This is a genomic window from Mesorhizobium sp. M2C.T.Ca.TU.002.02.1.1 (genome assembly GCF_003997225.1).
The window spans coordinates 1-7,795 of record NZ_RZTO01000236.1 but is presented as its reverse complement, the minus strand read 5'-3'; the positions used below and the strand labels follow the sequence as shown (position 1 = coordinate 7,795).

Annotated in this window: 8 protein-coding genes; all 8 read left to right on the top strand. The window is 64.1% G+C overall.

All coding sequences use genetic code 11. From position 1 onward, the window contains the following. On the top strand, positions 1–669 hold a 669-nt coding region (locus EOD07_RS14765), incomplete at its 5' end, for an AraC family transcriptional regulator (RefSeq protein WP_164772256.1). A 232-nt stretch (positions 670–901) separates the two neighbouring features. Continuing rightward, positions 902–1,921, top strand: coding sequence for a succinylglutamate desuccinylase/aspartoacylase family protein (locus EOD07_RS14760; protein WP_127235996.1), 1,020 nt, complete (start codon positions 902–904; stop codon positions 1,919–1,921). Between the two features lie 65 nt (positions 1,922–1,986). After that, complete coding sequence (locus EOD07_RS14755; RefSeq protein ID WP_127235995.1) at positions 1,987–3,054, top strand: branched-chain amino acid aminotransferase; 1,068 nt, start codon at positions 1,987–1,989, stop codon at positions 3,052–3,054. 182 nt (positions 3,055–3,236) lie between these two features. Continuing rightward, positions 3,237–4,133 (top strand): amidohydrolase family protein, encoded by an 897-nt coding sequence (locus EOD07_RS14750; protein ID WP_073988840.1) that lies wholly within the window; start codon positions 3,237–3,239, stop codon positions 4,131–4,133. Between the two features lie 44 nt (positions 4,134–4,177). Continuing rightward, a complete protein-coding gene (gene argE, locus EOD07_RS14745) occupies positions 4,178–5,338 on the top strand; it encodes an acetylornithine deacetylase (RefSeq protein ID WP_127235994.1) in 1,161 nt (386 codons plus the stop codon). 47 nt (positions 5,339–5,385) lie between these two features. Beyond that, entirely contained in the window at positions 5,386–6,633 is a 1,248-nt protein-coding gene (locus EOD07_RS14740; protein ID WP_073988839.1) for an ABC transporter substrate-binding protein, read from the top strand. Between the two features lie 118 nt (positions 6,634–6,751). Continuing rightward, positions 6,752–7,477, top strand: a complete 726-nt coding sequence (locus EOD07_RS14735) for an ABC transporter ATP-binding protein (protein WP_041006854.1) — start codon at positions 6,752–6,754, stop codon at positions 7,475–7,477. Beyond that, on the top strand, positions 7,474–7,795 hold a 322-nt coding region (locus EOD07_RS14730), incomplete at its 3' end, for an ATP-binding cassette domain-containing protein (protein WP_127235993.1). The genes EOD07_RS14735 and EOD07_RS14730, both read left to right, overlap by 4 nt.

The following is a 7,795-nucleotide window of genomic DNA, read 5'->3' as shown; positions in this document are numbered from 1 at the left end:
GGGGGAAAGTCCCGCACCGGCGATCTCATCGTGGTGCCGCCCAATGTCGAGAGCCGCTGGCGCGTCGGCGGTCCCCGCAAGCTGGTCATCCTGGCGGTGCCGGTCGACCATGTCAGAAGCCTGCTCGGCCCGGAATGTCCCGACGACCTGTCATCGGCGCTCGAGCCGCTGTCCGGATCCACGGCGCCCAACACCGTGGTGAGCACGCTTCTCCAGCAGCTTTGGACGCTTGGCGATCCGGACGGTCCGCTCGGCCGCATGCTGGTGGACAGCATGGTGCTTTCGCTGATCTGCCAGGTTCTCATCCTCGCGAAAGCCGGGACCCCGCATCCGGCGACCGGCGCCTTCTCCTCGCGCGATTGGCGGCGTGTCTGCGACTATATCGACGCCCATCTGCAGGAGGAAATCGCGCTCGCCGATCTCGCCCGTTTGGCCGGGTGGAGCGTGCGGCATTTCACGCGCATGTTCCGCCAGTCCACAGGCCAGACGCCCCACAATTTCATCGTGCACAGGCGCGTCGATCGCGCCAAGGACTTGCTGAGGAAGCAGAAGCTGCAACTGGCCGACGTCGCGCTCACCTGCGGGTTCGCCGATCAGAGCCATTTTACCACCTGTTTCCGCAAGGCCACCGGCCTGACGCCGATGCGCTGGCGGCGCGAGCTCGTCTGAACGGATGGGCTGGCCCGCACGGGCGCCGGCCATGGCCGATCTGCGAAAGATCGATGCATGTCTCCCGAAAGTGGAACCGGTCTCGGGACAAAGACATGCATAGAATCAAGAACTAAGCGCATGGAGCGAATCTGAAGGATCGCGACGCGCTTTAGGCCCTATCGCGCAAGACTTGCCTTTCTCGCTCGCCCTACGCTTGCCAGTCGATGCGGCTGAAGCACGGAGGGATGCGATGAGCGACGACAAGTCCATGATCGGAACGAATATCGACTTCGATCGCGACGGCCTGCAGACGGGCACGCTAAGGCTGCCGCATTCCGTGCATCGCTCCGCCTATGGCCACATCGCCATCCCCATCGCGGTGGCGAAAAACGGTGAAGGCCCGACGGTCCTTTTGACCGGCGGCGTCCATGGCGACGAATATGAGGGACCGATCGCGCTGGCGCGGCTTGTCCGTGAGCTCGACCTTTCCCGGCTTTCGGGACGATTGATCGTCGTTCCAGCGGTCAACTACCCTGCCTTTGTCGCCGGCACCCGCACCTCGCCCATCGACGACATCAACCTCAATCGCACCTTTCCCGGCAAGCGCAACGGCACGGCGACGGAGATGATTGCGCATTACGTGACCACCGAGCTGTTGCCGCGTTCGGACTACCTGGTCGATTTCCATGCCGGCGGCAGTTCGCTGCAATACCTGCCGACGCTGCTCGCGCCGCGCTGGTCCGATCCCGAACAGAAGCAGCGCCTGGAAGAGTTCATCGACGCCTTCGACCCGCCGAACGTGGTGTATTTCGACAGCATCCGGGCGCTGAGCGGCGAAGACCGCGTCATCGGCAACTATGCGCACCAGAACAACGTCTTCTTCGTCACCGGGGAGTTCGGCGGCGGCTCGACTGTCAATATCGAAGGGCTGGCTGTCGTGGAGAACGGCCTGCGCGCGGTGCTGTCGCATCTGAAGGTGCTGGCGCCCGCGGCTCCTTTGCCGAAGCGCCGTGGAAAGGTGCGCCGGCTGGTGATGGACGATCCAGGCCTCTATGCCTTCGCTCCGCGCCGGGGCTTCTTCGAGCCGCGCTTCGCGCTCGGCGACGAGGTGCCGGCCGGCGCGCTTGCCGGTCTGATCTACGATCTGGACAATCCCTGGGCCGAACCGGTGCCCGTCCATTTCAGGCATGGCGGTTTCGCCGTCTGCATCCGCACCTTCTCGCTGGTGGAAGCCGGCGACTGCCTGGGGCATCTGGCGTCCCCGGCCTGAGCGGCACCTCGGTTGCGCGGGCACCGCCCGCCACCCTCATCGACAATCAGGATATCCATAGCATCATGCATGACATTCCCGTCACGCGCGCCGCGGCGCGCAAGTCCATCCCGCAAGACCTCAAGGCGAGCTTCGGCGACTACTTCTCCGACCACATGTTCCGGATGGAGTATACAGAAGGACGCGGCTGGCACGACCCGCGCATCGTGCCGTTCGGCCCGCTGCAGCTCCACCCCTCGTCCTCCGTCATCCAATATGCCCAGTCGATCTTCGACGGGTCCAAGGGCTATCGCCGCGAAGACGGCTCGATCCATCTCTTCCGGCCGCAGGCCCATATCGCGCGTCTCAACCGCAGCGCGGGCGAACTGTGCATGCCGGCGGTCGATCCCGACCTCGTGCTTGCGGCGATGCGCAAGCTGATCGGTCTCGACCGTGACTGGGTGCCGGCCAAGCGCGGCAACGCCATCTATGTGCGCCAGACCATGGTGGGAACCGAAGGCTACATGGTGGTGCGGCCCTCCAAGACCTACACCTATCTCATCTTCCTCTGCCCCGTCGGCTCCTATTATTCGGAAGGCGCCGGCCCGGTACGCATCCTCGTCTCGGAGACGCGTGTGCGCGCGGCCAAGGGCGCGATTGGCTCGGCCAAGGCCGGCGCCAACTATGCCGCCAGCCTCAAGGTGGGCCGCGAGGCCGCCGCCGCCGGCTTCAGCCAGGTTCTGTGGCTGGACAGCGTCCAGCGCCGCTACCTTGAGGAGGTCGGCACCATGAACATCATGGTCAAGATCGGCGGCCGCATCCTCACGCCGCCGTTGAGCGATTCGATCCTGCCGGGCATCACGCGCGACAGCGTGCTCACGCTCCTCCATGACTGGGGCATGGAGGTGGCCGAGGCGCCCATCGACATCGAGGACGTGGTGGTGGCGTCGAGGACGGGCAGGCTGGAGGAGATATGGGGCGTTGGCACGGCTGCCGTGATCTCTCCAGTGGGTGAGCTCGCCTGGCGCGGCGAAAGGATCATCGTCAACGGCGGCCAGACAGGGCCGGTGGCGGCGAAGTTGTTCGAGCAGCTGACGGGACTCCACGCGGGCACCGTGCCCGACAGGCATGGCTGGTCCGTCGCTGTCGACTGAGATGGATGTCGGAGTCCTTTCCGTGAAATCGTGTCCCGGAAAGACAATACCGGCATTTTTGTTGCAATCACTATGACTGCTTGGGTTGCGGACCGGACAGGGACGGTTAGCATGCGGGTTCCGGTAGGAGTCGTGAGCGCTGACACTCCCGGTTTGGCCGCGCCTCCACACCGGGAGTGTTCATGTATTCGGGACCGATCATCGATCCGCACCATCACCTGTGGGATCTCTCCATGGGCAAGCATCCATGGCTGCTGCCCACGGACCCTTCCGTGCAGGCGGTAGCCGGTCTTTCCGAGATCGCCACGGACTATCTGGTGGACAATTATGTGCGCGATTCCAGCGGACATAATATCGTCGCCACGGTCCATATCGAGGCGTTGTGGGCCGGCGATCCGGTGGGGGAGACCCGCTGGCTGGAAACCCTGGACAAGTCGAAGGGCGTCGCATCTCGCTACGTCGGTGGCGCTTCGCTGGGCAAGCCGGAAGCGGCGGACGCCATCGCGAGACAGGCGGCGTTCGACCGGATGACCGGCATCCGCGGCATTTTGAGCTGGCACCCGGACCCGAAGAAATGCTTCGTGACCGATCCCGAGCTTGGGCGTAACCCGCAGTGGCGCCGCGATATCGCCCGGCTGCAGGAGCATGGGCTCAATCTCGAGCTGATGATGTATCCCTACCAGGCCGGCGTCGTGCGGGAGATCGCCGAGGCGCTTCCCGGCCTGCAGATCATCATCAATCATTGCGGCAGCCCGATCGACCGCGATCCGGAAGGCATGCAGCGCTGGCGCGACGGCCTGAAGCACATCTCCGCCTGTCCCAACATTGCCATCAAGATCTCGAACCCGGGCGCCTATGACCATAACTGGACGCTGGAAAGCGTGCGCGACGTCGCCATGCATTGCATCGACTGTTTCGGCACCGAGCGCAGCATGTTCGGCACGGATTATCCGGTCTCGAAGATCCAGATGAGCTTCGACCAGATCTACGACACCTTCAAGAAGATCGCCGCCGTCCTGTCGCCACAGGAGCAATCGCGATTGTTCCACGACAACGCCAAGCGCTTCTACCGGCTTTGATCGGCAATCATCGCTGCGCAGGGGCGGGCGAACCAGGAAAGACAATGACACATTCTTCCGCGATCGAACTCCTGAGCCGGCTGGTCGGGTTCAACACCGTCAGCAGCCGGTCGAATCTGGAGGCGATCGACTTCATCAAGGCCTATCTCGCCGGTTTCGGGGTGGAGAGTGTCATCATCCCCGACGCGACCGGCACCAAGGCCAACCTGTTCGCGACGATCGGGCCGGCTGACCGTCCAGGCTATGTGCTGAGCGGCCACACCGATGTCGTCCCGGTCGATGGACAGGAGTGGTCGCGCGACCCGTTCAATATGTGGCGTGACGGCGACAGGCTCCATGGCCGCGGCACCTCGGACATGAAGGGTTTCATCGCCTGCGCGCTGGCCGGCGTACCGGCTATGCTGAAGGAGCCGCTTGCCGCGCCCATCCATCTCGCCTGGTCCTATGACGAGGAGGTTGGATGCCTGGGCGTGCACGGCATCATCGAGCACATGGCGAAGACCTTGCCGCCGCAACTTGCCGTCTTCGTCGGCGAGCCGACCGGCATGGGCGTCGTCGGCGGCCACAAGGGAAGCGCGGGCCTGCTCACCACCGTGACCGGCAAGGCCTGTCACTCCTCGCGCCCCGACCTCGGCGTGAACGCCATCTTCCACGCCATGGACCTGATGGGAGAATTGCGCTCCTACGCGAACGAGCTCCGTTCGGCGCCGGAGGCGGACTCGCCGTTCGAGGTGCCCTACACGACGGTGAGCGTCGGCGTCGTCCAAGGAGGCACGGCGCGCAACGCGATCCCCGGCGATTGCGCCTTCCAATGGGATATCCGCGCTACACGCGGCGGCGTGCTGGAGACGCTGGTGGAAAGGTTCCGGGCGTTCAGCGACGGCAAGGTCGTTCCGGCCATGAAGGAAGGCTTCGCAGGCTCCGGCGTGGTGACCAATATCGCCTATGACGTTCCGCCCTTCATTCCCGATGCGGGCTCGCACGCCGAAACGCTTGCCAAGCGTTTTGCCGGCCGCAACGAGGTGACGGCCGTGAACTATGGATCCGAGGCCGGCATCTTCCAGTCCGCCGGCATGTCGACCATCATCTGCGGTCCGGGGCGCGACAGCGAGGCGCACATAACCGACGAATGGATCACCGTCGAACAGCTCGAACGTTGTGTCGGCTTCATCGACCGGCTGATTGACCATGCGCGTCATGCCTGAGAGGCATGCCGTGGAGACTGAACATCGCAAAAATGGGGAATGATCTCATGCAGAGGGGACTACTGAGACAATTGCTTCTCGTCGGCGCGCTAAGCGCGTCGGCTCTGGGCACGGCAATGGGCGTGGCGGCTGCCGACGTCATCAAGATCGGTGTGCTCGCGCCGCTTTCGGGACCTTCGGCCTCCGACGGTGCGGACTTCATCAAGGGCGTGGAGCTCGCCGTCGACGAAAAGAACGCCAGCGGCGGCGTGGCCGGCCACACGTTCGAGATCATCTCGGCGGACGTCAAGGACGGGTCGCCCGACAATGTCAGCAGCGCGGCGCAGCGCCTCATCAACACCGAAGGCGTCCAGGTCGTGCTGACCGGCTATGCCAGCCTGTCGCTGTTCGAGGTCGATCTCTTCGCCGACGCCAACATGCCTTACATCTCGTCCGGCCCGTCCGGTTCGTTCGCCGGCATCGTGAGCAAGGACCCGGGCAACTACAATTGCTGCTGGTCGCTGTCGCCGTCCTACAAGGGCTACGAGACCGACGTGCTTCCCCTGGTGGAAGGACTGATCGCCGACGGCAAGTTCAAGCCGGCGGCCAAGAAGCTGGCGATGATCTCGTCCGACAACCCTTATTCCAAGGTCATCTCGGAAGGCATGAAGAAATCCTTCTCCGCCGCCGGCTGGACCGTGACCGTGGACGAGATGGTGCCGTTCGGCCCCGTCAACGACTGGCGCGCCATCCTTGCCAAGGTGCGGCAGGACCCGCCCGATCTCGTGGTCAACACCGACTACCAGCCCTCGAACTCCGCGCTGTTCCTGAAACAGTTCCTGGAGCAGCCGACCCAGAGCCTGGTCTTCCTGCAATACGCGCCGTCGGTGCCTGAATTCGTCGACCTGACCAAGGAGCAGTCGAACGGCGTCCTCTACAACCTGATCGGCGGCGCCATCGACTCGCCCGGCTGGCCGCGCGGGCAGGAGGTGCTGAAGAAGTACCAGGACAAGTTCAAGGTCGCGTCTGGCGTCTACGGCTCGGCTCTGTACGAAGAGGCCCAGATGTATTTCGCGGCGCTGGAGAAGGTCGGCGATCCCAAGGATCATGACGCGATCGGCAAGGCGCTCGGCGAAACCAAGGTCGACGCCGCGCCGGGGCCGGTGGAATTCGACCAGGCGACGCATCTCGCCGTGCAGGACGAGAACCATATTCCGGTGACCTTCTACCAGATCTGGGACGGCAAGCGCTTCCTGATCGGGCCGAAGAAATACGCCACGGGCGATTTCAAGCTTCCGCCCTGGATCAAGCAGTAGCAAAGCCTTTTCGGTCGGCACCCGAAATGTCCGATTTGCCGGCGCGACGCATCGCGCCGGCATGTCTTCAAGGCGCCGGAGCCCAACAGCGTTCGGCCTTCGTCAAAGCAGTCTTTGCATGATCCTTACGGCTGAAAATCTCACCAAGTCCTTCGGCGGTTTGCGCGCCGTGGGCGGCGTCAGCTTCGCGCTGGCCGAGAACGAAATACTCGGCGTCGCCGGGCCGAACGGCAGCGGCAAGAGCACGCTGTTCAACATCCTTACCAACATCCCCTTTCCGGCCGACAGCGGCCGCGTCGTCTTCGATGGCAGGGAGATCCAGAACGTGGCGCCGGAGGAGGTGAGCCGTTCCGGCATCGCCCGCACCTTCCAGCGCGAAAGCATCTTCACCTCGCTGAGCGCCATCGACAATGTGCTGGTGGCCATCGAGCACAGCGGCAAGCGGCAGGGGCAGAGAGAGAATGAGATCGCCGCGGTCGCGGTGCTCGACATGGTGGGCTTTCCCCAGACGCTGCACAACGCGCCGACCGCGACGCTTCCCATCTTCTTTCGCAAGATACTGATGATCGCCAGCGCCTTGGCCATGTCGCCACGCGTGCTTTTGCTCGACGAGCCGGCGTCGAGCCTGACGCCCGGCGAGATCGAGCACATGAAGGCGCTTATTCTCGGGCTGCGCCAGCGCGGTATCGCCATACTGCTCATAGAGCATGTCCTGCCGCTGCTGATGTCGGTCTGCGACCGGCTTATCGTCCTCGACCAGGGCCGGGTGATCGCCCAGGGGCTTCCCTCCGAAGTCGTTGCCGATCCGAAAGTGATCGAAGCCTATCTGGGGCAGGCGCGATGACGGACACGCTTCTTCTCGATGTCAGGGGTCTCGACGGCGGCTACGAGCCGCTGCAGATCTTCCGCAAGATCGACCTTTCGCTGGTGCAGGGTGCCAGCGTGGGGCTGTTCGGCCCGAACGGTCACGGCAAGACGACCTTCCTGAGAACCCTGTCCGGCATCATCGACCCGTGGGATGGAGACATTTTCTTCGACGGTGTCCAGCTCAACCGGCCGGGCGCGCGCGGCAGCCGGCGCTGGCGCAATTTCAACTACGACGCCATTACCCGGCGCCGGATGGATCCGAAAGCGGTGGCGCGCGCCGGGCTGATCCATGTCC